The 24,313-nt window shown below is 62.7% G+C and carries 21 protein-coding genes; 13 read left to right on the top strand and 8 right to left on the bottom strand.

Annotated features, from left to right (window positions below; genetic code table 11):
- Window positions 1-140: 140 nt before the first annotated feature.
- Window positions 141-299, bottom strand: a complete 159-nt coding sequence (locus JAB8_RS29345; protein ID WP_162995629.1) for a hypothetical protein — start codon at window positions 297-299, stop codon at window positions 141-143.
- A gap of 161 nt (window positions 300-460) precedes the next feature.
- Between JAB8_RS29345 and JAB8_RS00990 the strand changes: the two genes are divergently transcribed.
- Window positions 461-1,678 (top strand): Bcr/CflA family efflux MFS transporter, encoded by a 1,218-nt coding sequence (locus JAB8_RS00990; RefSeq protein ID WP_070288508.1) that lies wholly within the window; start codon window positions 461-463, stop codon window positions 1,676-1,678.
- A gap of 22 nt (window positions 1,679-1,700) precedes the next feature.
- Window positions 1,701-2,312 (top strand): TetR/AcrR family transcriptional regulator, encoded by a 612-nt coding sequence (locus tag JAB8_RS00985; RefSeq protein WP_083287514.1) that lies wholly within the window; start codon window positions 1,701-1,703, stop codon window positions 2,310-2,312.
- Between the two features lie 258 nt (window positions 2,313-2,570).
- Here JAB8_RS00985 and JAB8_RS00980 read toward each other — a convergent pair whose 3' ends face one another.
- Window positions 2,571-2,867: a hypothetical protein gene (locus JAB8_RS00980; RefSeq protein WP_139142884.1), complete on the bottom strand. Its 297-nt coding sequence runs from the start codon at window positions 2,865-2,867 to the stop codon at window positions 2,571-2,573.
- 951 nt (window positions 2,868-3,818) lie between these two features.
- Here JAB8_RS00980 and mgtA point away from each other — a divergent pair.
- Genes mgtA through JAB8_RS00965 form a run of 3 tightly spaced genes read left to right on the top strand, consistent with a single transcriptional unit; the run spans window position 3,819 to window position 7,390 of the window.
- Window positions 3,819-6,503, top strand: coding sequence for a magnesium-translocating P-type ATPase (mgtA, locus tag JAB8_RS00975; protein WP_070287973.1), 2,685 nt, complete (start codon window positions 3,819-3,821; stop codon window positions 6,501-6,503).
- 36 nt (window positions 6,504-6,539) lie between these two features.
- Window positions 6,540-6,881, top strand: coding sequence for a hypothetical protein (locus tag JAB8_RS00970; RefSeq protein ID WP_070287971.1), 342 nt, complete (start codon window positions 6,540-6,542; stop codon window positions 6,879-6,881).
- The gene (locus JAB8_RS00965; protein WP_070287969.1) at window positions 6,878-7,390 is read left to right on the top strand and encodes a ribonuclease HI family protein; all 513 of its coding nucleotides are present in this window, start codon (window positions 6,878-6,880) and stop codon (window positions 7,388-7,390) included. Before JAB8_RS00970 ends, JAB8_RS00965 begins: the two co-directional genes overlap by 4 nt.
- A 52-nt stretch (window positions 7,391-7,442) precedes the next feature.
- On the opposite strand, the gene JAB8_RS00960 is transcribed toward JAB8_RS00965, so the two are convergent.
- The 4 genes from JAB8_RS00960 to JAB8_RS00945 form a co-directional block, all read right to left on the bottom strand.
- Window positions 7,443-9,080, bottom strand: a complete 1,638-nt coding sequence (locus tag JAB8_RS00960) for a methyl-accepting chemotaxis protein (RefSeq protein ID WP_070287967.1) — start codon at window positions 9,078-9,080, stop codon at window positions 7,443-7,445.
- A gap of 82 nt (window positions 9,081-9,162) precedes the next feature.
- Window positions 9,163-10,797 carry a methyl-accepting chemotaxis protein gene (locus JAB8_RS00955; protein ID WP_070287964.1) on the bottom strand — a complete coding sequence of 545 codons (1,635 nt, stop codon included), beginning with the start codon at window positions 10,795-10,797 and terminating at the stop codon, window positions 9,163-9,165.
- A 281-nt stretch (window positions 10,798-11,078) separates the two neighbouring features.
- Window positions 11,079-11,570, bottom strand: coding sequence for a chemotaxis protein CheW (locus JAB8_RS00950; protein ID WP_034752308.1), 492 nt, complete (start codon window positions 11,568-11,570; stop codon window positions 11,079-11,081).
- 204 nt (window positions 11,571-11,774) lie between these two features.
- Complete coding sequence (locus tag JAB8_RS00945; RefSeq protein ID WP_139142882.1) at window positions 11,775-12,311, bottom strand: energy transducer TonB; 537 nt, start codon at window positions 12,309-12,311, stop codon at window positions 11,775-11,777.
- A 179-nt stretch (window positions 12,312-12,490) separates the two neighbouring features.
- Between JAB8_RS00945 and JAB8_RS00940 the strand changes: the two genes are divergently transcribed.
- The 4 genes from JAB8_RS00940 to JAB8_RS00925 all read left to right on the top strand — a co-directional run bounded on the left by JAB8_RS00940 (window position 12,491) and on the right by JAB8_RS00925 (window position 16,331).
- Window positions 12,491-13,141, top strand: coding sequence for an HD domain-containing protein (locus JAB8_RS00940; RefSeq protein WP_070221541.1), 651 nt, complete (start codon window positions 12,491-12,493; stop codon window positions 13,139-13,141).
- A gap of 119 nt (window positions 13,142-13,260) precedes the next feature.
- Window positions 13,261-14,544 carry a TCR/Tet family MFS transporter gene (locus tag JAB8_RS00935; protein WP_070288506.1) on the top strand — a complete coding sequence of 428 codons (1,284 nt, stop codon included), beginning with the start codon at window positions 13,261-13,263 and terminating at the stop codon, window positions 14,542-14,544.
- Between the two features lie 100 nt (window positions 14,545-14,644).
- Window positions 14,645-15,466, top strand: a complete 822-nt coding sequence (locus JAB8_RS00930; RefSeq protein WP_070287962.1) for a transporter substrate-binding domain-containing protein — start codon at window positions 14,645-14,647, stop codon at window positions 15,464-15,466.
- A gap of 7 nt (window positions 15,467-15,473) precedes the next feature.
- A complete protein-coding gene (locus tag JAB8_RS00925; RefSeq protein WP_070287960.1) occupies window positions 15,474-16,331 on the top strand; it encodes a DMT family transporter in 858 nt (285 codons plus the stop codon).
- Here JAB8_RS00925 and JAB8_RS00920 read toward each other — a convergent pair.
- Window positions 16,328-18,271 carry a CocE/NonD family hydrolase gene (locus JAB8_RS00920; RefSeq protein ID WP_070287957.1) on the bottom strand — a complete coding sequence of 648 codons (1,944 nt, stop codon included), beginning with the start codon at window positions 18,269-18,271 and terminating at the stop codon, window positions 16,328-16,330. The two genes, JAB8_RS00925 and JAB8_RS00920, sit on opposite strands and share 4 nt — an antisense overlap.
- A gap of 316 nt (window positions 18,272-18,587) precedes the next feature.
- Between JAB8_RS00920 and trpS the strand changes: the two genes are divergently transcribed.
- From trpS to JAB8_RS00900, 4 genes are all read left to right on the top strand, one after another.
- Window positions 18,588-19,664: a tryptophan--tRNA ligase gene (gene trpS, locus JAB8_RS00915; RefSeq protein WP_205602349.1), complete on the top strand. Its 1,077-nt coding sequence runs from the start codon at window positions 18,588-18,590 to the stop codon at window positions 19,662-19,664.
- A 119-nt stretch (window positions 19,665-19,783) separates the two neighbouring features.
- On the top strand, window positions 19,784-21,373 hold the full coding sequence (locus JAB8_RS00910) for a pyridoxal-dependent decarboxylase (protein ID WP_070221545.1): 1,590 nt from the start codon (window positions 19,784-19,786) through the stop codon (window positions 21,371-21,373).
- A gap of 35 nt (window positions 21,374-21,408) precedes the next feature.
- Complete coding sequence (locus tag JAB8_RS00905) at window positions 21,409-22,650, top strand: voltage-gated chloride channel family protein (protein WP_070287955.1); 1,242 nt, start codon at window positions 21,409-21,411, stop codon at window positions 22,648-22,650.
- Window positions 22,647-23,378 carry a class I SAM-dependent methyltransferase gene (locus tag JAB8_RS00900; protein WP_070287952.1) on the top strand — a complete coding sequence of 244 codons (732 nt, stop codon included), beginning with the start codon at window positions 22,647-22,649 and terminating at the stop codon, window positions 23,376-23,378. Before JAB8_RS00905 ends, JAB8_RS00900 begins: the two co-directional genes overlap by 4 nt.
- Here JAB8_RS00900 and JAB8_RS00895 read toward each other — a convergent pair.
- Window positions 23,375-24,298 carry an ADP-ribosylglycohydrolase family protein gene (locus tag JAB8_RS00895; protein WP_070287949.1) on the bottom strand — a complete coding sequence of 308 codons (924 nt, stop codon included), beginning with the start codon at window positions 24,296-24,298 and terminating at the stop codon, window positions 23,375-23,377. The genes JAB8_RS00900 and JAB8_RS00895 overlap by 4 nt on opposite strands.
- Between the last annotated feature and the right edge of the window lie 15 nt (window positions 24,299-24,313).

The following is a 24,313-nucleotide window of genomic DNA, read 5'->3' as shown; positions in this document are numbered from 1 at the left end:
AGGCCGCGCGGCCTGCCTTTTTTTATGCCTACACATCCACGTAGGTCGGATTAGCGCGCAAGCGCGTAATCCGACACATGGTTGGAGCTTGTGGCGATGTCGGATTACGCTCCGCTAATCCGACCTACAACGTGACAACGCTACAGCGCCAGCAAGGCCGCGCCCGGCAATCCCAGGGCGGTGCCCAGCATCGTCAGCAACACGACATCGCGCCGCTCGCAGCGCGTGCGGTGCGAACTCCAGGCGGCAAACAGCAAGGCCACGGCCACGCCGCTGAGTGAAATGCCCACTTCCGTCATGCCAGCCCTCCCTGCGGATGCAACGCATCCGTCATGGTTTCCTTTTTCATCGTCCCCATCCTTTTCATTGATTGAACAAGCTACCTACCGGTAGGCAGTAAGTGTACAATAAAAAACACAGCGGCGTCCATGCCGTGTTTTTGAACGATGAAGGAAGCACAATGCAGCAGCAAACCACTCTCCCCGCCGCCAGTCTCGGGCTGGCGGCTTCCCTGGCCTTGGTGGCCGTGCTCGGTCCGGCCGGCATCGACATGTACCTCGCTTCGATGCCCGCCATGGCGCGCGAACTGCACACCTCGTATGCGAACGTGCAGCTGAGCCTGACCGTCTTCCTGCTGGCCCTGGGCGGCGGGCAGCTGCTGTGCGGGCCGCTGACGGACATGCTGGGCCGGCGCCGTCCGCTGCTGGCCGGCATCGCCGTCTACATCGTGGCCGCCGTATGGGCGTCGCAGGCGGAGCAATTGCACACCCTGCTGCTGGCGCGGGCGGTGCAAGGCCTGGGCGCGGCGCTGACCCTGGTCGTGGTGATGAGCATGGTGCGCGACGTGGCCGACGGCGTGCAGGCGGCGCAGCTGTTTGCCCTGTTGATGACCATCGTGGGCCTGGCGCCCGTGCTGGCACCCGCCGTGGGCGGCTTGCTCGATGCGCACTACGGCTGGCGCGCCGTGATGCTGGCCCTGGCCGCGCTGGGCGCCTTGACCCTGCTCAATAGCGCGCTGTTCCTGCCGGAAACCTTGCCGCCGAAGCAGCGTGTATCGCCGAAAGGCATGCACCGCACGTATGCGCGCATCGCGCTCGACCGCGCCTTCCTGCTGCCCGCGCTGGCCCTGTCGGCCGCATTCTTTTTCCTGTTTGCGTATATTGGCGGCGCGTCGCTCGTGTACCAGCGCGATTTCGGCCTGTCCGCCGGCAGTTTCGGCCTCGTGTTCGGCGCGACGGGCGTGGCCGTGCTGCTCGGTGCCATGGCCAGCGGCCGCCTGGTAAGCCGCCATGGCGTGGCGCGCTTGAGCGTGGCGGGCAGCGCCGCCATGCTGTCCGGCGCGGGGCTGGCCCTCCTCGGTGCCTGGACCGGAGGGGGAATCATGGTCGTCGTCCCCGGCATGTTCGTGGCCCTGTTTGGCCTGGGCATGGCGGAAGCGGCGCTGATGGCCATGGCCATGGGCTCGCAGCAGCGCGCGCTCGGCTCCACGGCGGCATTGCTGGGCGCCATACAGATGAGCTTGTCATCGCTGGCCACGCCGCTGGCGGCCGGCCTGTCCGAGCGGGGGCCGCTGCCCTGGCTGCTGTTCTTGACCGTGGCCGGCCTGCTGGTATCATGGCTGACCCTGGCCACTGCGCGCGTCCATCCGGCACACGCCAACAGCCTGGGAGCGCACTGACGCCTCACCCACTCTCACCCCAATGATGAAAAAACGCTCGGCCTCGGCCGATAATATCTGTGCCGTTGCCGTCGTGCACTTTTCCGAACACGGCTACGACGCTTCCTCCCTCAGCGATATCGCCGCGCAGGCGGGCATGCGCAAGGCCTCGCTGTACTCGCACTTCGCCGGCAAGGACGCCCTCTTCCTCGACGTCTTTGCCGACGCGCTGGCCGAAGAGCAAGCCTTCATGGACGCCTGCTTCGCCGACGAGGCCGCGCTGGCGGTGCCGGGCGGACAGCGGGCCGGTGCCCTGTACTGCGACCGCATGGCGCAGCGCTATGCGGAGTCAGCCCATTTGCGCTTTTTGCTGCGCACCGCGTATTTGCCGCCCGCGCCCCTGCGCGTGGAAGTGGGCACGGGCTACGAAGCCTTGCTGGCGCAATTGCAGCGGCACTACGTGGCCAGCCTGGGCCGGCTGGCACCCGCGCTGCCGCCGCAACGCGTCGACCTGTACGCGCAAGCCTACCTGGGCATCGTCGACAGCCTGCACGTGGAACTGATCTACGCGGGCGGCGCCGCGCTGCAGCAGCGCCATGCGGCGCTGTGGCAGATATTGTCCGATTCGCTGGCGATGGCGGCACAACCGGCCTGATGCGGCATAGCTCACTGCCACACAGTGAACCGACAACCAGGTCTGACACAAGCCGCCATCGACTCTTCGAAAGCACCACTTTGCTACCTTCAAATGTGGTACGACTTGCTGGCGGATTTTTCGCATGCGAAGTTCCGCTTGCGCCGTTTTCCGTCGTTGGCAGGCTCCGCCCCGTTGAATGCATTGCTTACTGTTTGCAACTGTCGCCCAGCCAGAGCTTATGAGCAGTTCAGCAGTGTCTAGTGAAATCGTGGCAAGTTAAGCATCCAGGAGCATCATCACAGCCGACAATACCAGCAACTGAAAAAAAGCGAGAAACAAAGCTCGTGGTATCGGCGGCATGAACTGCCATTGCAAGCTCTTCGTCGGTGAAATCAACGCAGACTTATTGCTTCCTACACAATAAAACAATGCCGATACAGCCAAGGAAAAAAACCTTACATTAGCCGGTACAACTTCAGGAGCAAAGGCGCAGCCAAAGAAAATTAAGGAGAAAAAAAATAAGGAAATGCGGGAAATTTTCTGTCCCAACTGAAGCTGTATTTGAGATTCCATAATTTTTAGCATTGATTTGAGTTACTCAAGTTGCGCTTCGAACGACTGCTCCTTGCCGTTGTTGGCAGGTCACGCCCTTTGATGTTGAAAAACTCAGGTACGTACACCATTAGATCAATATTCTGCGAGCCCAGCCCGGCCAGTACCGCCGCCGGTGAACGACCACCGGCGGCCTGGAGGTTGGAGACCTCCCAAAACTGTTGCCACTCAATTTCTTCAACACAATAAACCGAAAGACGTCGGCCGCTGCCAATAGTGCTGGCCGTATAACACTTATTCACGGGTTTCTACGCATGCGGAGCAGCAGCATCGTGGAAGCTGGCAGGGAACGCGCAGCCTTTAGCGAGGCGCGCCACGCCAAAAATGGATCAGGTTTAGGCGTGCACCAGTAGAAAGCAAGTCAGCGGAACGACGGCAAACAGCACAACAACGCCAAGGCATCCTGATCTCGAGCCGGATCTGAAACCTGCAGGAGTAGCGCGTCAGCGTACCCGAGCATAACGGATTGCCAAGCAGAAAGAAACACACATTGTCACAACAACGTGAATAGCCGTGGCATCGGACTTTCGTGTTCGTCCACGCCCACATTACACTTTGGAAACCTAACATTTCTTCAGTTGACACTGTTGCAGCGCATCCATAAGATGCCCTCATTATTCATTTACGGAGTCCCACGTGGGTACTTGTTCTAGTGACAGTAGCCGATCTTGTATCGGTGATTGCCTCGGCAGCTAAGCAGCAAGCGACGCGGAATCCCGTTTCCTCCGTGCCTTGCTGAGCAAGGTGCGGTGTCTCGCGCGGCCACTCCGGCTGTGCGCCTCTCCCTCCCTCTTTCCGATCGCGACCGGCTACTGACCCGGATTGCCCGCCAGCACTATTGTGTCTTGGCGGCACGCAAGTCTTGCCTGCGGCTGCGCCGCCCGTCAACACCTCGTCGTGAAAGGAAGAGCCATGAATCTCTTCACCCGCTTATTCGAATCGTTCCTGCGCAAGCGCCATACGGCCGGCAATTTCCGGCGCCGCGCCATGCCGCTGGAAAACAGCACGGCCCGGCCCGTGCCCGACCACCTGGCGCGCCAGCTGCTGGCCGCCGCCCATGAAGACCTGGACAGCGCCCTGAACCGCCTGCACACGCGCCTGGAAGGCTTGCGCGATGCCGAGGCGCAAGTCATCGGCGCGCAAACGGGGCCGAACGAGGTCGAGCATGAGAAGCCGTTGGCCTGGTACCAGCACCTGTGGCTGTGCTACAAGAATCCGTTCAACCTGCTGCTCACCGTGCTGGCCATCGTTTCCTACCTGACGGAAGACCCGAAAGCGACCATCGTCATCGGCACCATGGTGATTTTGTCGACCCTGCTGCGTTTCGTGCAGGAAGGCCGCTCGAACCGCGCCGCCGAACGCCTGAAAGCCATGGTCAGCAATACCGCCACCGTGCTGCGCAATGGCCAGCAGATCGAACTGCCGATCCGCCAACTGGTGCAGGGCGACTTCATCGTGCTGTCGGCCGGCGACATGATCCCCGCCGACTGCCGTTTGCTGTCCGCGAAAGACCTGTTCGTCAGCCAGGCTGCCATGACGGGTGAATCCTTGCCGGTGGAAAAGATGGCCGAACTGGCCGATGCCCATGGCAAAGACCCGATGGAACTGGCCAATCTGCTGTTCATGGGCACGAATGTAATCTCGGGCGCCGCCACGGCGCTGGTATTGGCCACGGGAAACCGCACGTATTTCGGCACCATCGCCACGCGCGTGACGGCCACCGAGCGCACGCCCACGGCATTCGAGGCGGGCGTGAACAGCGTCAGCTGGCTCTTGATCCGCTTCGCCCTCGTGATGGCGCCGCTCGTGTTCCTGATCAACGGCTGGACCAAGGGCGACTGGATGGAAGCGTTCCTGTTCGCCCTGTCCGTCGCCGTGGGCCTGACGCCGGAAATGCTGCCGATGATCGTCACCAGCACCCTGGCCAAGGGCGCCGTGAAACTGTCGAAAAAGAAAGTCGTCGTGAAGCGCCTGGATGCGATCCAGAACTTCGGCGCCATGGACGTGCTGTGCACGGACAAGACGGGCACCTTGACGCAGGACAAGATCGTGCTCGAGCGCCATACGGACGTGTTCGGCCAGCCGTCCGACGAGGTGCTGCAATTTGCCTACCTGAACAGCCACTACCAGACGGGCCTGAAAAACCTGCTCGACCGCGCCGTGCTCGACCACGTGGAATTGCAGACGGAAATGCAACTGGCCCGCGATTACGTGAAAGTCGATGAAATCCCGTTCGATTTCGTGCGCCGCCGCATGTCCGTTGTCGTGTCTGAAAAGAATGACCACCATGAGCTGATCTGCAAGGGCGCCGTCGAGGAAATCCTCGCCGCCTGCAGCCATCTGCGCCTCGGCGGCGTCAACATTCCGCTCGACGCGGCCCTGCTGGACAAGGTACTGGAAACCACGCATGGCCTCAACGCGGAAGGATTGCGCGTAGTGGCCGTGGCCGTCAAGGAAGTGCCGCCCCATAAGACCGTGTACGGCGTGGCCGATGAAACGGCGCTGACCCTGATCGGCTATGTGGCGTTTCTTGATCCGCCGAAGGAATCGACGGCGCCCGCCCTGCGCGCGCTGGCGGAACATGGCGTCACCGTGAAAGTATTGACGGGCGACAACCACCTGGTGACGGCGAAGATCTGCCGCGAAGTGGGCCTGGCCGTGCACGGCGTGCTGCAAGGCCCGCAACTGGACGACATGGACGACGCCACTTTGGCCCGCGCTGCGGAAGACAATACCGTGTTTGCCAAGCTCAGCCCGCTGCACAAGGAACGCCTCGTGCGCGCCCTGCGCGGCAATGGCCATATCGTCGGCTTCATGGGCGACGGCATCAACGACGCGCCCGCCCTGCGCGCGGCCGACATCGGCATTTCCGTCGACTCGGCCGTCGATATCGCCAAGGAAGCGGCCGACATCATCCTGCTGGAAAAAAGCCTGATGGTGCTGGAAGAAGGCGTGCTGGAAGGCCGGCGCACTTTCAGCAACATGCTCAAATATATCCGCATGACGGCCAGCTCGAACTTCGGCAATGTGTTTTCCGTGCTGGTGGCCAGCGCCTTTTTGCCGTTCTTGCCCATGCTGCCGCTGCACTTGCTGGTGCAAAACCTGCTGTATGACGTGTCGCAGATCGCCATCCCGTTCGACAATGTCGACGCCGAACTGATCCAGCAGCCTTTGACCTGGAACCCGCGCGACATCGGCCGCTTCATGGTGTTCTTCGGGCCCATCAGCTCGATCTTCGACATCAGCACGTTTATCCTGATGTGGCATGTGTTCGGCGCGAATACACCAGAGCAGCAGACCCTGTTCCAGTCCGGCTGGTTCGTCGTGGGCTTGCTGACGCAGACGCTGATCGTGCACCTGATCCGCACGCCCAAGCTGCCCTTCATCGACAGCATCGCGTCCGTGCCCCTGCTGGTGGCCACCACCGTCATCATGGCTGTGGGCGTATTCCTGCCGATGGGACCGCTGGCGACTTACTTCAAGCTGCAAGCCTTGCCGTTGGGCTATTTCCCATGGCTGCTGGGCATCCTCGTCTGCTACACCGTGCTGACGACGTTCATGAAACGCGTGTATCTGCGCAAATTCGGCTGGCAATAGTATGATGAGCCGCTCTTTCCCCTACAAAAGGCACGCATGAGCGGCTCCTCCCTTTCCAAACGTCATCTCGCCCTGCTGCTGTCGGCCCTGGTCTTCCCCGGCAGCGGGCATTTTGTCTTGCAACGCAAGGCCCGTGGCTGCCTCTTCCTCGTGCCGGCCCTGGTCGCGCTGGCGATCGTATTGCGCCAGATCATGGCACGATTGGACCAGGTAATGGCACAGATCGACAGCGGCGCCCTGCCCCTCGACGTGCAGCTGATCATGGAAAAAGTGGAGGCCCTCTCCGCCAACGACGGCCCCGCCATGACGGTGGCCGTGTGTGTGCTGGTGGCGTGCTGGATCGGCAGCCTCATCGACACCTTCCTGATCAAGCCATGACGGCGGAGGCAGAGGCGCGCAAACTGCGCAAGGAAGCCAGGATGCAGGCGCGCCGCGCGCAGCTGGCGCTCAAGCGCCAGGACCATGGCGGCCCGCTGGCCTGGCGCGGCTGGTTCGACGGGTCCGCCCACCCGAACCCGGGCAAGCTGGGCATAGGGGCCCTGCTGCTGGGACCGCATGGCGAACGTATCGAAGTGAGCGAAGCGGCCGGTTATGGCAGCAGCAGCGACGCGGAATACGCGGCCCTGACGGCCTTGCTGCAGGCGGCACTCGGCGTGCGCCCGCCGCCCGTGCAACTGCTGCTGTACGGCGACAGCCAGGTGGTGATCAATGATGTGCTGGGAACGACGCCGATCGGCGCCAAGGGACTGGAAACGCAGAGGGCCACCGTAGTGGCCCTGCTGAAACAATTCACGGATGTGAGTTTGCGCTGGCTGCCGCGCCACAGAAATGGCGAGGCGGACCGGCTGTCGCAGCTGGCGATCGCAAGCTTCACCCCAGAGGCTTAAATACCGGGGTCGTACTCTCAGGGTACGACCCCAGCCGTTACTGGGTAAGCAACTAGGCGGCGCGGCCGAGCTGCAATGCTTCTGCTGGCGCATTGGCTGCCGGACGCTTGGCCCCCTTCAAGCCGCTGACACTGGCCTGCTGCCCATTCAATTTGAACACGCTGACCACCTGCGCCAGGTTGTGCGCCTGGTGCTGCATCGATTCGGCGGCGGCCGCCGATTCTTCCACCAGCGCCGCATTCTGTTGCGTGACGGCATCCATCTGGCCGATGGCCCGGTTGATCTCGTCGATGCCCACGCTTTGCTCGCTGCTGGCCGCCGTGATTTCCGTGATGATGTCGCTCACGCGCTGCACGCTGTCGACGATGTCGTTCATGGTCGAGCCTGCCTGCGCCACCAGCATGCTGCCCGCGTTGACTTGCTCGACGGACGCGCCGATCAGGGTCTTGATCTCTTTCGCGGCGCTGGCCGAGCGCTGCGCCAGGTTGCGCACTTCGGACGCCACCACGGCAAAGCCGCGGCCCTGCTCGCCGGCCCTGGCCGCTTCCACGGCCGCGTTCAGCGCCAGAATATTCGTCTGGAAGGCGATGCCGTCGATGACGGAAATGATGTCGACGATCTTGTTCGACGACGCATTGATCGATTCCATCGTGCCCACCACTTGCGCCACGACTTCGCCGCCCTTGACGGCCACTTGCGCCGCCGATGCCGCCAACTGGTTCGCCTGGCGCGCATTGTCCGCATTCTGCTTCACGGTGCTGGTCAATTCTTCCATCGAGGACGCCGTCTCTTCCAGGGAACCGGCTTGCTCTTCCGTGCGGGAAGACAGGTCCTGGTTGCCGGCGGCAATTTCCGTCGACGAGGTCGCAATGCTGTCCGTGCCCGTACGCACTTCGCTGACGATGTTGAGCAGGCTCGTGTTCATGTCCTTCAACGCTTGCAGCAATTGCCCCGTTTCATCCTTGGCGCTGGCATCGATCTGCGCCGTCAAGTCGCCATCGGCCACCTTGCGGGCAATGTCCACGGCCGTGCGCAGAGGACGCACGATGCCCATCGTCAGCAACCAGGCGCAGACGACGCCAAAGCCCAGCGCCAGCACGGCCAGGGTCAGCAGCAAGTTGCGGCTCGTCTTGGCGACATCGTCGATCTCGCGCGCCGTCGTGTCGATGCTGGCGCGCTGGTGCTGCAGCATGTCGTTGACCACTTTCAGGTATTTCGTCGAACCGGGCACGAAGATACCCTGGAAAGCCTTCTCCGCTTCCGCTTCCTGTCCATCCGCCTTCAGCTTCGATACTTGCGCGCGTGAATCGAGGTAAACCTTGCGCTGTTCGCTCACCAGGCGGAACAGTTCCTTTTCTTCCGGGCTGGAAATCAAGGCTTCGATTTTCTTTTGCAGTTCGCCCGAGACGACGGAGGACTGTTTCGCCTCTTCCGCAAAATACGCGCCCAAGGTCGTGTCGCTGCTGCGCGCGATGGCCGTGGTGCGGCGCACGCCGCTGTCGATCTTCGCGTACCAGTCGGAAATATAGCGTTCCTTCGCCAGCGGCAGTTCCATCATGGTGCGCGTGGCCGTGGCCACGTCGTGCAAACGCCACACGCTGATGCCCGTGATGAGCATGGAAAACAGCAAAATCACGGCAAAACCCAGGCCGAGGCGCACACCAATACTGACGTTTCTTAACAAATTCATGTGAATATCCTAAAAAAGCGGAACCAGACTATATAAAAAGGGGGACAGCAGAAAGCGGCCGCACGGGGCGGCCGCAGCGGCATCAGCGCGTGCCGATGCGCAAGGCGGTTTGCGGCGCTGCCGGGCGTTTCAGCGCATGTGTGACACCGTTCGCACCGCTGGCCTGCTGGCCGTTGAGCTTGAACACGCTGACGACCTGCGCCAGGTTATGCGCCTGGTGCTGCATCGATTCGGCAGCGGCCGCCGACTCTTCCACCAGCGCCGCATTTTGCTGCGTGACGGCATCCATCTGGCCGATGGCCCGGTTGATTTCGTCGATGCCCACGCTTTGCTCGCTGCTGGCCGCCGTGATTTCCGTGATGATGTCGCTCACGCGCTGCACGCTGTCGACGATGTCATTCATGGTCGAACCGGCTTGCGCCACCAGCATGCTGCCCGCATTGACTTGCTCGACCGACGCGCCGATCAGGGTCTTGATCTCTTTCGCGGCGCTGGCCGAGCGCTGCGCCAGGTTGCGCACTTCCGACGCCACGACGGCAAAGCCGCGGCCCTGCTCGCCGGCACGCGCCGCTTCCACAGCCGCATTCAGGGCCAGAATGTTCGTCTGGAAGGCGATGCCATCGATGACGCTGATGATGTCGACGATCTTGTTCGACGAGGCATTGATCGATTCCATCGTGCCCACCACCTGCGCCACCACCTCGCCGCCCTTGACGGCCACTTGCGCCGCCGAGGCCGCCAACTGGTTTGCCTGGCGCGCATTGTCCGCATTCTGTTTCACGGTGGAAGTGAGCTCTTCCATCGACGACGCCGTCTCTTCCAGGGAACCGGCCTGCTCTTCCGTGCGGGAAGACAGGTCCTGGTTGCCGGCGGCAATCTGCGTCGAGGACGTGGCGATGCTGTCCGTGCCGCTGCGCACTTCGCCAACGATGTTGAGCAGGCTCGTATTCATGTCCTTCAGGGCCTGCAGCAATTGCCCCGTTTCATCCTTGGCGCTGGCGTCGATCTGCGCCGTCAAGTCGCCATCGGCCACCTTGCGGGCGATATCCACGGCCGTGCGCAGGGGGCGCACGATGCCCGTCGTCAAGACCCAGGCACAGACAACGCCAAAAGCCAGCGCCAGCGCGGCCAGCACCAGCATCAGGTTGCGGCTGGTATTGGCGACGGCGTCGATCTCGCGCGCCGTCGTGTCGATGCTGGCGCGCTGGTGTTCCAGCAAGTCCTGCACCATCTTCTGGTACTTGGCGGCGGCAGGAACGAAGGTCTTTTCAAACACTTCATTGGCGGCATCGACCTGCGCTTCACCCTTGAGCTTGTAGACCTGGTCGCGCGAACCGATGTACACCTTGCGCTGCTCCAGCAAGCCCGCGAACATGGCTTTTTCCTCGGGCTTGTCGATCAAGGCCTCGATTTTCTTTTGCAGCTCGGCCGAGCTGGCCGACGAGACTTTCGATTCTTCGGCGAAATAACCGCTGAGTGAGGTATCGCTGCTGCGGGCAATGGCGATGGTGCGGCGCACGGCGCTGTCGATGCGGCCATACCAGTCGGAAATATAGCGTTCCTTCGCCAGCGGCTGCTCCATCATGACGCGCGTGGCGCTGGCCACGTCGTGCAGGCGCCAGACGCTGATGCCCGTAATGAGCATGGAAAACAGCAAAATCACGGCAAAACCGAGTCCGAGGCGGACACCGATGCTGACGTTGCGTAATACATTCATGTGACTATCCTAAAAAGCCCTGATGCCAGCATGCCGCACGGCTGATGGCTTCCCTTTGGCGCGCTGGCTGGCGGCGGTGTCAAGGCGGGTGTAAAAGTGAAACTGAAGTGAAACTGGCGCACGGTTCGGCGGAACCGTGCGCCAGAAAATGCGCTAGCGTGCGCCTTGCAGAAAAACCAAGCAATGTCGAGAGTCAATTGTTTTTAAGAAACCCTCTCGGATTAGGATGTCGGGAAATGTTCAGGGGCAATGCAACGCCGTCCCGGACTTTTCCTGGCGGCCTAGGCTGCGAGTTTTTCGATCAGGCCCATGTCGGCGCTGGACATCAGCTGGTCAATGTCGACCAGGATCAGCATGCGCTCGTCGATGGTACCCAGGCCGATCACGTATTCCGTGTTGATCGAACGGCCCATGTCCGGCGCCGGCTTGATCTGTTCCGGCATCAGGGTAGTGACGTCGGAGACGCGGTCGACGACCATGCCGACGACGCGGTTGCCGATATTGAGGATGATGACGACGGTAAACTGGTCATAGCTGGGCGTGCCCAGGTTGAACTTGATGCGCATGTCGACGATCGGCACAATGATGCCGCGCAGGTTGACCACGCCCTTGACGAACTCGGGGGCGTTGGCGATGCGGGTCGGCGTTTCATAGCTGCGGATTTCGCTGACTTTCTGGATGTCGATGCCATACTCTTCCTGGCCCAGGGTAAAGGCCAGGTACTCGGCAGCCTTGGCAACGGTGGCGCCAGTGTCGCTGGAATTGGTGTTCATGATGATCCTTTAGAAATGTCGCAGGACGCGCCTATCACCAATCTTGGACGCCCATAGGGAATTTATTAAATAATGCACTGAAATTGCAATACGGCAATGTTACCGCATGTAAATTTTCAGTGCACTAAAAAAGAGCATCGTTGTTTCCGCTGGACCGCGATTATCTGACTTTGTAGCAAAAGCATCACGCCTGGGCGCCAGCCGCTATGGTGCCGCCCTCTCCCCGCCCTCCTCGTTCGACGGCAGGTTGAATGTCACGGTATACACAAAATCCATGGTGCAAGGCACGCCGCCGCACAGCCCCGGCTTGTAGCGCTGCTTGATGGCGGCAGCCGCGGCGAAGTTCGCCATCTTGTCGTCCGGAGACTCGAAGATGGCCACTTCCTTGCCTTCCCCCTTGCTATTTACCTGCACCGCCAGCACCAGTTGGCCCCGCACCTGCAAGATGCGCTGCGCCGCGTACACTTCACGCAAGAAAGGTGCTAAGCCCTTGAGCGGATAGGGAGGCTCGTCTGTGGCCGGCATGCCTTCGTACTGATCCCGTACGGCAAGCTTCTGCTCCGCACTGAGTTGCGCATAGCTGTAATTCAAGGGAATACCGGCCTTCACACCCTTGTGTTTAATGACTGTGCCTGTTTGCGCCATATCCTCTGTCAAGGTATAGCGGGGAGCTTCCTGGGCCCAGGTGGCCGCGTGACCGCAGGCAAGTAACAAACCGACTATCAGCCAATAACGGTGCATGAGCATCCTTTTCAATGTGGAATGATTGTTTTAAAAAAATATCTGATGGGCAATAAAACCCCAAGACGCGCATTCTGCTCAGAAGTAAATAAAAAAGCAAATACCATTAGAGCAATGGATAGTTGCGTGCGCACGTTTTATGCCACACTGGCGCCCCCCGCTTTTTATGATGGTGAACCATGCATTCTTTGCTTTCCCAATGGCAGCCACGCCTGCTGGCGCTGGCCTCGGCCGGCCTGGGCGATGACAGCGCCCACGACATCAACCACCTGCACCGCGTCTGGCGCAATGCCAGCGTTCTGCTGCAGGAATATGCGCAGGCCGACGCCCTCACCGTGATAGCAGCGTGCTACCTGCACGACCTGATCAACCTGCCGAAAAACCACCCCGAGCGCCATCTGGCCTCGCGCCAGGCGGCCGCGCTGGCTTGCCGCCAGCTGGCCGAACTGGATTTTCCACCAGAAAAACTGGCCGGCGTGGCCCACGCCATCGAGACGCACAGTTTTTCCGCCAACTTGACGCCGCACACGATCGAAGCGCAGATCGTGCAGGATGCCGACCGTATCGACGCGCTGGGCGCCGTGGGACTGGCGCGCCTGTTCTACACGGCTGCGCGCATGGATAGCGCGCTGGCGCATGGCACGGATCCGCTGGCAGCGCATCGCCCGCTCGACGACAAGGCCTACGCACTCGACCATATCGTCACCAAGCTCGACAAGCTGCCCGGCAAGATGCAGACGGCGGCGGGCCGCGCGCTGGCCGAACAGCGCCTGGCCGTGCTGACGGATTTCCGCGCCGCCTTTGCCGACGAATGGGGAATGGGCGCATAAGCTTGGCGGCGATAGCCAGCAACGCGCATGCTGTCTATAATGCAAGCCTCAGCTATCGCGCCGCGCGTCAGCAGCATCCTGTAACGCGCCGGCGCGATGCCAACGCGCCGAAAGCATGCATGTCCGATAAAACCAGCCCCGACAGCCATTCCTCGTCCTCGCCCGCCGCGCCCGCGCGCGCCGGCAATCTCAATTTCATCCTCGTCTGCGTCTTCATCGACATGCTGGGCATCGGCCTGGTGGTGCCCGTGCTGCCCATCCTGATCGGCGACTTTGTCGACGGCAAGGATGCGCAGGCATTCTGGTACGGCATCATGGCGGCCGTCTTCGGCTTGCTGCAGTTCATCTTCATGCCCATGCTGGGCGCCATCAGCGACCGCGTGGGACGCCGTCCCGTGCTGCTGTACTCGATGGCCGGCATGGGCATCAACTTTCTCGCCACGGGCTGGGCGCCGAACCTGGCCTGCCTGTTCATCGGCCGCATCATCGGCGGTGTCTCGTCGGCCAGCATGTCGGTCGCGTCCGCCTACGCCTCCGATATTTCCACGCACGACAACCGTGCCAAGAGTTTCGGCAAGATCGGCGCCGCCTTCGGCCTGGGCTTCATCTGCGGGCCCATGCTGGGCGGCCTGCTGGGCGAGGTCAATCTGCGCCTGCCGTTTTACGTGGCGGCCGGCCTGTCGGCGGCCAATTTCCTCTACGGCTATTTTTGCGTGCCCGAATCGCTGCAGCCCGGTCCCCGCACGCCCTTTACCTGGGCGCGCATCAACCCGTTTGCCGCCCTGCTGAAACTGGTGCGCCGCGTGGAGATCCGCGGTCTGGTGCTGGCCTTCGGCCTGATGACGTTTGCGCAAATGATGCTCAACACCACCTGGGTGCTGTACACGCATTTCCGCTTCGACTGGACGCCGCGCCAGAACGGGATCGCCCTGTTCTGCGTGGGCCTGTGCGCGGCCGTCGTGCAGGCGGGCTTGCTGGGCATACTCATCAAGCGCTTCGGCGAAGTGCGTTTGTCACTGCTGGGCATGGCCTCGGGCGCCCTCACCTACCTGCTGTACGGGCTGGCCACGCAAGGCTGGATGATGTACGCGTTGATCCTGTGCAACCTGCTGGCCTTTGCCGCCGGCCCTGCCCTGCAGGGTATCATCTCGAAATCATCGAACGCCGGCGAACAGGGTGAGCTGATGGGCTCCCTGCAATCGATCAGCAGCCTGGGCATCATCATCATGCCTTTGCTCGGCAGCATGATCCTCGGCGAGGTGAGCCACTTGCCGCCGCAGGACTGGCGCATCGGCAGCACCTTCTATCTGTGCGCCATCATGCAAACCCTGGGCATCGTGGTGGCCTGGCGCTACTTCCAGGCACAGCGCCTGGCCAGACTTGCGGTTTCCACCACAAAGTAGTCGGCAGGATAATATTGCATTTGAGAAATAGATAGGCGAGAATGGGATAATCAAGCGGACGTTGCCGACGCCCGCGATTCGATGGTGAGCAAGGATGGGTATGACTGACTTTTATTCCAGCGCCTGGCGCCGGACCATGGCCATGCTGGCGCTGGCGCTGCCGACCCTGGCGGGCGCGCAATGCTCGCGCGATATCCAGGTGCCCGTCTCGGCCATCGGCGCCAGCGTGGTGGTCAATGGCGCCGCCATCGGCGGCATCTACCCCGACTTGCTGCGTAGCATGGGCGCCAAGCTGGGCTGCAATTTCATCTTCACGGCCGTGCCCCGGGCGCGCCTGGAGGCGATGTTTGAGGCGGGCAAGGCCGATATGCTGATTCCCGCCAGCAGCACGCCGCGGCGCGACCAGCACGGCCTGTTCATCCCCTTGATGGGCAACCGGCCCCTGCTGATCTCGCTGCAAGGCGCACGCGCGCCCATCAACACCATGCAGGAACTGATCGAGCGGCGCGACTTGCGCGTGGCGCTCGTGCGCGGCTACGACTATGGCGCCTCTTACCAGGCGCTGGCCAAGGAACTGAGCAGCCAGGGCCGCCTGTTCTACGAGGTCGATGCGCTGTCCGTGGCGCGCCTGATGCAAAGCGGCTTCATCGACGCCACCATCATGAGCCCCACCATCCTGGCCGGCGTGGCGCAAAACGATGCGCGCGTGTACGGCCTGGCCGACCGCCTGCGTCTGGAAGCCTTGCCGGAATTGCCGTGGGGCATGAGCGGCGTCTACCTGTCGCGCAAGTCGCTGACGGCGGATGACCAGGCGGCCCTGCGCGAACTGCTGGAAAAAGCCAGCCGCTCGGGCACCCTGATGGAAGGCTTCCAGCGCCATCACCGCCAGGAACTGTTGTCGCAGAGCATACGCCCGCGCTAAGGCCTGCATGTCCGGTCTCGTCGTCGCCGTCGTTCTGTTTGCCGCCCTGCTGCATGCCAGTTGGAATGCCATCGTCAAGTCGGGCAAGGATACTTTCCTCACGACCGTGCTCGTCTCCGCTGGCGCGGCCCTGATCTCACTGGCAATCCTGCCCTTCGTCGATGCTCCCGCGCCCGCCAGCTGGCCCTACCTGGCCGCCTCGGCCGTGGCGCAGCTTGCCTATTATTCTCTGCTGGCGGCGGCCTACAAGGCGGGCGACATGAGCCACGCCTACCCGCTGATGCGCGGCAGCGCCCCGCTGATCGTGGCGCTGGCCAGCTGGCCGCTGATCGGCGAGCGCCTGTCTTCCATGCAAATGGGCGCCATCGCCTGCATCTGCGCGGGCATCCTCGGCCTGTATATTGCCGCGCGCCGGCCAGTCACGGCCATCGCCGCGAAAAACACGGGACGCGCCACCGCCTTTGCACTGGGCAACGCCTGCGTCATCGCCAGCTATACCCTGATCGACGGCATCGGCGTGCGCCTGTCTGGCGCGCCGGCCGCCTACACCATGTGGATTTTCGTCTTGAACGGAACCGGGCTGCTGCTGTGGACGGTGCTGCGCCGCCGCGCCGGCCTGCTTGCTTATGCGCAAACGCAATGGCATCTGGCCGCCTTTGGCGGTTTAGGCACCCTGGCCTCGTATGGACTGGCCCTGTGGGCCATGACGCAGGCGCCCGTAGCCGCCATCGCGGCCCTGCGCGAAACGTCGATTTTGTTCGCCATCGCCATTGCGGCCCTGTTCCTGCGCGAAAAAATCAGCCCCCACCGCTACCTGGCCATCGGCCTGATCGCGGCGGGAGCGGTCTTGATGCGCATCGCCTAGCGGGCGTCGAGCGGCGCGATCGGCAACTCGATGGCGCTGGCCGCCCCTGCCGCGTGGTACACGCGCTGCGTCGCCTTTCTATAATGGCCTGGGTCGGCCAGGAAGATGTTCGGCACGTAGTTTTGCGGGTTGCGGTCGTACAGCGGGAACCAGCTCGACTGTACTTGCACGGCAATACGGTGACCGGGCAGGAAGACGTGATTCGCGTTCGGCAAGGCGAAGCGGTAGCGCTCCACTTTGCCCGCCGGTATCGGCGTCGGGTGCTCGAAGCTGTCGCGGTAGCGCCCGCGGAAGATATCCATGGCCACGCCCAGCTGGTAGCCGCCCATGGCCGGCTGCGACGGTACTTCGTCCGGATACACGTCGATCAGTTTCACCACCCAGTCGGCATCCGTGCCGCTGGTGGCCGCGAACAGGTTGACCATCGGCGCGCCGGCGATGCGCACGGCCGTTTTCAACGGTTCCGAAACATAGCTGAGCACGTCCGTGCGGTCCGCATAGCCGCGCTGGTCGCTGACCAGCCATGGCTTCCACACGTCGGCATCGGCGAGGCGCACGGGACGGGGCACGAAAGGCACGGGCTTGGCGGGATCGGCCACGTATTCATCGAACGCGCCTTGCGCCGCATCCGCAGCGCCCGATGGCGCCGCAAAGCCCAGCCTGGAACCGTCCTGCAGGTAGATCGGCGTCAATTTCGTGTCGCAGGTCTCGCAAGCCAGCGGCCACTGCTGCAGGCGCTGCCATTGGTTCGTGCCGCTCTGGTAGGGCACGACGGGCGCCGTGTTCGCTTCCGGCGCGCCATCCTTCAGGTATTGATTGAGGAATGGCTGCATGACTTTTTCGCGGAACTGGCGCGCCGTATCGCCGTCAAACTTCAGGGCGCCCAGGCTGGAACCGTCATAGTTGACGCCGCTGTGACGCCACGGGCCGATGGCCAGGTAATTGAGGTTGTTGTGCTTGTCGCGCCCTTCCATCGCCGTATAGGTGGCGTAAGGGCCATAGATGTCTTCCTGGTCCCACTGCCCCACCACGTGCATGGTGGGCACGATCAGCGGACGCTTGGCCAGGATTTTATCAAGCGCCTGTTCTTGCCAGTAACTGTCGTAGGCCGGGTGTTCGAACAGCTTTTTCGTATAGGTCAGCTTGTCGATGCCGAATTTCTTCGCAAAATCACCGGCCGAGCCGATGCGCAGATATGCGTCGTAGTCGTCGTAGACGCCCAGCACGGGCGCCTCACCGCTGCCGCGCACGCTCGTTTGCCACGCCAGGTAAGACAAGCTCGGCATGCGGAAGGCGCCGTTGTGGAACCAGTCGTCGCCGCGCCAGCCGTCGACCATGGCGCTCATGGGAATGGCCACCTTCAGCGCCGGATGCGGGTCGACCAGGGCCATCAGCACCGTATGGCCCTCGTACGAGGAACCGAGCATGCCCACCTTGCCATTGCTTTCCGGAATATTTTTCGACAGCCACTCGATGGTGTCCCACGCATCGGTCACGTTATCGACCTTGGTATTGTTCAGCGGGCCGCGCACGGGGCGCGTCATCACGTAATCGCCTTCCGAGCCATGCTTGCCGCGCACGTCCTGGAATACGCGGATGTAGCCGTTTTCCACCAGGGTGTCGTCGCCCTGCGGCAAGGTGGCCAGCATGCTGGCGCTGGTGGCGCGCTGCGCGCGGCGCGCTGCGTTGTACGGCGTGCGCGTGAGCATGATCGGCGCCCGCTTGGCGTCTTTCGGCACGACGATCACCGTGTACAGCTTGACGCCGTCGCGCATGGGGATCATCACCACGCGCTTGACGTAATCATTCATATCGGGCAGCACCAGCTTGGCACCGATATCGGGCGTCATCGGCGGCGTTTGCGCCATCGCCGGTACTGCAAACAAGGAACTGATAACAAAAGCCAGGCCGGTGAGCCGGACGGGGGACGACACGCGCATACTGTTCTCCAATGATTCATGCCACGCAAAAGTGGCCGAATGGCAATAGTACCCGGAAAGCAAGTTCCACAATAGGCTAGCCTCTGACGCAGCGCAGCAGATATATGGGCACGCAACTTGACAGAACGCGCCCGAACTGCAACCATAACGCCATGAAATTTATCCCGTCACAACACGCCTGCTTGAATTGGTGGTCCCGCTCACTTTCGCGCGGCCACTCTATAGTGATGTGAATTTGATCCACGCCGCCTCGATCGGTGGCGTAACAGGCTCAGCCTGGATCATCCCCGATGCAGGCGGCTCAAAAGGAAACTTGATGAGCTTGCCTAACACCCCAGATACCCAAGACCAGAACGACGCACCGGCAGCACCGCTGTCGCCCGCTGCCATCGCTTCGCAATCCGTGATCCTGACGGGCGACCGCCCGACCGGCCCCCTGCACCTGGGTCACTACGTGGGCAGCCTGCGCGACCGCGTCCGCTACCAGAACAGCTACAAGCAATTCATCATGCTGGCCGACGCGCAAGCGCTGACGGACAATATGGAAGACATCGACAAGGTGCACCGCAATGTCGTCGAAGTGGCGCTCGACTACCTCGCCGTCGGCATCGACCCGAGCAAGACCACGGTCTTCATCCAGTCGCAGATCCCGGAACTGGCCGAGCTGACCTTTTACTACCTGAACATCGTCACCGTGGCGCGCCTCGAGCGCAATCCCACCGTCAAGGAAGAAATCCGCCTGCGCGGCTTCGAGCGCGACATTCCAGCCGGTTTCTTGACCTACCCGGCCAGCCAGGCGGCCGACATCACGGCCTTCAAGGCGGGCGTGGTGCCCGTGGGCGAAGACCAGATCCCCATGATCGAGCAAACGAATGAAATCGTGCGCCGTTTCAACCGCATGTACAACCGTGAAGTGCTGATGGAATGCAAGGCGCTGGTGCCGGACATCGGCCGCCTGCCCGGCATCGACGGCAAGGCGAAGATGAGCAAGTCGCTGGGCAACACCATCAACCTGGGCGCGACCCCGGCCGAAATCACGGCTGCCGTGAAAAAAGTTTATACGGACCCGCTGCACCTGCGCGTGGAAGACCCGGGCCACCTGGAAGGCAACATCGCGTTTACTTACCTGGACGCGTTCGATCCGGAAAAAGCGGCACTGGCCGAAATGAAAGCCCATTACGTGCGCGGCGGCCTGGGCGACAGCATCGTCAAGAAGCGCCTGGATGTGGTCTTGCAGGAAATGCTGGCGCCGATCCGCGCCCGCCGCGAAGAGTTCGCCAAAGACAAGGGCCAGGTCATCCAGATGCTCAAGGAAGGCACCTTCAAGGCGCGCGAAGTGGCGGCCCGCACGGCCGACGAAGTCAAGTCGGCGCTGGGCCTCAACTACTTCTGATCGCCCGCAGCAATAGCAAACTGATGCGCCCAGGCGGAGTCGGGTAAAATCCCGCTTCCGCCTGGGCGCAATTCGTTTGTCACCGTGGCACCAGCAATCCGTAGAGAAGACAACGCGCCATGACCGAGACCCCTATCGAACAACTGCTGCAGCAGCATTTTTCCATCGATGCGCTACAGCAGGCACCCGCGCCCTTGCAGCAGGCCTTGCACATGCTGGGCGGCTGGCTTGCGGCCGAACGCGCCGAACCGTATCCGCACACGCCGTACGCGGAACTGCTGACGCAGCTGTCCGATACCTGCCTGCCCGCGCATGGCATGCCCATAACGGATTTCCTGCAGGAGCTCGACACCACCGTGCTGGCCAATACGGCCCAGCTGAACCATCCGCAATACATCGGCCACATGACGCAGGCCTTGCCCTGGATCAGCGTGCTGGCCGAAGCGTTTACGGCCACCCTGAACCAGAACCAGGTCAAGATCGAGACGGCGTACGTATCGACCCTGATCGAAAAGCAGATCCTGGGCTGGCTGCACCGCCAGGTGTACCAGCAGCCGGACGCCGTCTACGCGCAGGCCATGGCCGCCACCAGCGGCGCGCTGGGCAATGTCGTCAATGGCGGCACCATGGGCAACCTGACGGCGCTGGCCGTGGCACTGGAAAAACAATTGCCCGGCACGCGCAAACGCGGTCTGTTTGCCGCCATGCAAGAATCCGGCTACGCGGGACTGGCCGTGATCGGTTCGGCCCGCAGCCATTATTCCGTGAAAAAGGCGCTGGCGACCCTGGGCCTCGGCGAAAACGCCCTGCACCTGGTGGCCGTCGACCGCGACAACCGCATCGACGTCACCGCGCTGGAAGCGACGATTGCCGATTTGAAATCGCGCAAGATCAAGGTCGTCGCCATGATCGGCATCGCCGGCACGACGGAAACGGGCGCCATCGACCCGCTGGCCGCCATGGCGGCCATTGCCGCGCGGGAAGGCATCTGGTTCCACGTAGATGCGGCCTGGGGCGGCGCGCTCTTGATCGCGGAACAGTACCGCCCCCTCTACGACGGCATCGCCCTGGCCGACTCCGTCGTCATCGACGGGCATAAATTGCTGTGGGTGCCGATGGCGCAAAGCATGGTGCTGTTCAAGGATGGCGCCAGCCTGAACCTGCTGAAGCACAACGCCAACTACATCCTGCGCGATAACTCGGGCGACCTGGGCCAGACCTCGCTGGAAGGCTCGCGCCGCTTCGACGCCTTGAAACTGTGGACCTCGTTCAAGGTGCTGGGCGTGTCCGGCTACACGACCTTGCTGCAGCAGGCGGCCACCCTGTCCGGCCAGTTGCAGGACTTGTTGGCCGACCAGCAGGATTTCGAACTCGTCACGCGCTCCGACACCTTCATTCTGACCTACCGCTACGTGCCCGCGCCCTTGCGCCAGCGCATGGACAGCCTGCTGGCCGGCGGACAGGTCGAGGCGGCGACCGAGCTGAACAAGCAACTGAACACCTTGAACGCCAAGCTGCAAAACCGCCAAAAGGCGCAAGGCCACAGTTTTGTGTCGCGCACGGTCCTGGAATCGACGCGCTACCCTGGCCCGACGAATGTATTGCGCGTGGTCATGACGAATGTCAAGACGCGCCCCCACCACCTGCGCGCCATTTTGGCCGAACAGCGGGCCATCGGCCAGGCGCTGGTGGCGGAACTGGGCCTGTAAGAAACACCCACCCATCGCCCATGACTGGATGACCGATGCACCGCCTGAGCGCCCTCACCGATCTGCTGCAGCATCTGTTGAAATGGCTGCTGCTGGCCTTTGTCGTGGCCGTGCTGGCTGGCACCGCCTCGGCCGGTTTCCTGTTCGCCCTTGAATGGGCAACTGCGACGCGCCTGGCGCACGCCTGGCTGATCTGGCTGCTGCCCGTGGCGGGCTTTGCCGTCAGCTGGCTGTATCTGCGCTACGGCAGCAGTGTCGAGGGCGGCGCGAACCTGCTCATCGATGAAATCCACGATCCGAAAAAAATCATTCCGCTGCGCATGGCGCCGCTGGTGCTGGGCGCCACCGTCATCTCGCATCTGTTCGGCGCCTCCGTCGGGCGCGAAGGCACGGCCGTGCAGATGGGCGGCGCGCTGGCCGACCAGCTCACGCGCATGTTTCGCTTGAGCAATGAAGACCGCCGCATCATCCTGATGGCCGGCATCAGCGCCGGCTTTGCCTCCGTCTTCGGCACGCCGCTGGCGGGCGCCATCTTCGGCCTGGAAGTGCTGGCCATCGGCCGCTTGCGCTACGAAGCCATGCTGCCCTGCCTGGCTGCCGCCGTCATCGCCGACCAGGTAGGCTTGCTGTGGGGCGTCCAGCATACGCATTACGCCGTGCCTTTGATCCCCGCCCTCTCCGCCTGGACTTTATCCGCCATGGTGGTCGCGGGCGTGCTGTTCGGCGTGACCGGTAAGGTGTTTGCGCAAGCCACGCACGGCTTGAGCGCACTGATGAAGCGCAAGATCGCCTACGCCCCGCTGCGTCCGCTGGCGGGCGGCCTCGCCGTCGCGCTCGCCGTATGGCTGCTGGGCACCGACAAATATATCGGCCTGGGCATTCCCACCATCGTCGACGCGCTCAAGGAACCGTTGCCCGCCTGGGATTTCCTCGGCAAGATGGCGTTCACCATCGTGTCATTGGGCACCAGTTTCAAGGGCGGTGAAGTGACGCCATTGTTCTTCATCGGCGCGACCCTGGGCAATGCGCTGGGGCCGCTGCTGCACCAGCCCTTCGCTCTGCTGGCCGCCATCGGCTTCGTCGCCGTATTCGCGGGCGCCGCCAACACGCCGATCGCCTCGACCCTGATGGCGATGGAGCTGTTCGGCGCCGAGATCGGCGTGTACGCAGCCATCGCCTGCGTCGTGGCCTACCTGTTTTCCGGCCACGCTGGCATTTACCGGGCGCAGCGGGGCGGACATGCCAAGCGCAGCGCCCATCAGGATCTTGAACCATGACCCAAAATATCTACGACAACGACGCCTTTTTCACGGCCTACAGCCAGCTGCCCCGCTCCATCGGCGGCCTCGACAGCGCGCCCGAATGGCCGGCCCTGCGCGCCATGCTGCCAGACGTGCAAGGCAAGCAAGTACTTGACCTGGGTTGCGGCTATGGCTGGTTCTGCCGCTGGGCGGCAGAACAGGGTGCGGCGCGGGTATTGGGCGTGGACGTGTCGGAAAAGATGCTGGCGCAGGCAGGCGGCATGGGAGAATATGCGGCTGTCAGCTATGCGCGGCTTGATCTGGAACAACTGGTCTTGCCGCCAGCCGGCTACGACCTCGTCTACAGCTCGCTGGCCTTCCACTATATCGCGGATTTCGCCACCTTGCTGGCCGCCATCCGCCACGGCTTGAAGCCGGGCGGCAAGCTGGTGTTTTCCATCGAGCACCCGATCTTCATGGCGCCGCGCCAGCAGGGCTGGCTGACGAACGGACAGGGCCGCAAGCGCTGGCCCGTAGACAGCTACCAGCAGCAAGGTCCGCGCGTGTCGGACTGGCTGGCGCCCGGCGTGATCAAGCAGCACCGCACCCTGGGCACGACCATCAATGCGCTGCTGCGGGCAGGTTTCCAGCTGGAACACGTGGAAGAATGGGGGCCGACAGATGCGCAGGTGGCGCAGCAGCCGGCCCTGGCGGAAGAGCGCGAGCGGCCGATGCTGCTGCTGGTGGGCTGCAGCCTGCGCTAGTCCCTGGCCCGCTCGAACAATTTGCCCGCCAGTTCCTCGATATCGTCGCGCATGGCCAGCGCATCCAGCCATAGCGGGGGAATCGCCTGGGCGCCATAATAGGCGCCGGCAAGCTGGCCGACGATGGCGCCGGTCGTATCGGCATCTTCGCCCAGATTGACAGCGCGCAATACCGCCGCTTCCAGTGAGTTGGTATGGAAGAAGCACCAGAGCGCCGCTTCCAGCGATTCCACGCAATAACCGGTGCCGCGTATCTGCTGCTCCGTCTTGGCGAGGAAACTGCCGCTGGCCAGCTCCACCAGCTTCGGTTCCGCAGGCCGGAACGCGATACTGTCCAGCAGCGCGTCTTTCGCCGTGCCCGCCAGCGCGCTGCACAGCAAGGCGGCGAGCAGCTGGCAGCTTTCGACGGCTTCCGGCGCCGCGTGGGTGGTGCGGGAACTGTCGGCAGCGCAGGCTATGGCCGCTTCGGCATCGGGATAGGCAAACAGCACGACGGGGACCAGGCGCATGAGCGACCCATTGCCCGCCGTGTCAGGCGCGGCGGAGCCGCTCCAGGGATTGCCCGTCTCCTGGAAACTGGCCAGCGCGCTCCTTACCGTGCCACCGATATCGAAGCAGGTGCCGGTGGAACTCAGGTAGCCCCATTGCCACCAGTTCAAGTACCGCACCATCTGGTCCGCCGCATCGAACGCCCCTTTCTGGACCAGGCTTTCGGCCAGGCACAGCGCCATCGACGTATCGTCGGTCCATTGTCCCGGCTGCAAGCCGAACGGACCGCCACCAGTCATGCCCGTCACCGGCGCAAAGCTGCCGCGCGGAGAAAATTCCACGGTCGTGCCGACGGCATCGCCGCAGGCAAGTCCCAGCAAGGCGCCCAGATAGCGCTTGTGTAAGGTTGGTTTGTGCAAAGTTGCCGTCATGATGATTCTCCGTGG

Origin of the sequence: Janthinobacterium sp. HH106, from assembly GCF_001758725.1 — a bacterium.
GTDB lineage: Bacteria > Pseudomonadota > Gammaproteobacteria > Burkholderiales > Burkholderiaceae_D > Janthinobacterium.
The sequence above is the reverse complement of the archived record's forward strand: the minus strand, read 5'-3'. Positions and strand labels throughout refer to the sequence as shown.